Origin of the sequence: Mesorhizobium sp. M7A.F.Ca.CA.002.09.1.1 (assembly GCF_003998555.1) — a bacterium.
GTDB lineage: Bacteria > Pseudomonadota > Alphaproteobacteria > Rhizobiales > Rhizobiaceae > Mesorhizobium > Mesorhizobium ciceri.
In genome coordinates this window covers 1-678 of the sequence record NZ_RZRR01001482.1, presented here as the reverse complement: position 1 = coordinate 678, position 678 = coordinate 1, and the positions used below count along the sequence as shown (strand labels likewise).

Below are 678 nucleotides of genomic sequence, written 5' to 3'. Positions count from 1 at the left end.
TCGGAGAAATAGGCGCAGCCCTGTTCGTTGGAGATCATGCGGAAGAATTCCGAGTCGCCATTGAAATCGGCATTGGTCATCGAGACGCCAGGATTGGCGGCCTGGATTTTCTTGCCGGCGGCGATGAAATCGTCCCAGGTCTTGATCGAAGCCGGATCGACGCCGGCCTTTTCGTAGAAGTCGCGGCGATAAAAGGCGGCCACCGGGCCGGAATCCCACGGCATCGCGTAGGCCTTGTCGCCCACTTCCAACTCGGTGCGCTTGAAATCGGGGAATTTTTTCTGGTCGTCGGCTGTGTAACCGAGCGTATGCAGGTCGACGAAGCAGTCGGGGAACTGGCTCCAGTAATTCTCGGCCTCGCCGTTCTCGATGGTGACGACATCAGGCAGCCCGACGCCGCCGGCGGCGCAGCCGGCGATCGACTTGTCGTAAGTCGGCTGGTTGCCGAGATCCTGGACCGTGACCTTGACGTCGGGAAATTGCTTGTTGAAGCCGGCAATGGTCGCTTTCAGCGATGAAGCCGCGACATTCCAGCTCCAGATGGTGATTTCGCCGGATTGCGCGAAGGCCGGGGCTGAGCCCAGGGCAAGCGCGAGCGCGGCGCAGGTCATTGTGATGCGCATTGAAATCCTCCCATTTCATTTGCTCTCTCACTGTGAGCGTGGCTAGACTATGCAC

1 protein-coding gene is annotated in these 678 nt (G+C 59.4%); it reads right to left on the bottom strand.

All coding sequences use genetic code 11. The features are described from left to right. Positions 1 to 623 (bottom strand): extracellular solute-binding protein (locus EN994_RS34165; RefSeq protein ID WP_127308290.1); only part of this gene is annotated, 623 nt, incomplete at its 3' end. Positions 624 to 678: the final 55 nt, after the last annotated feature.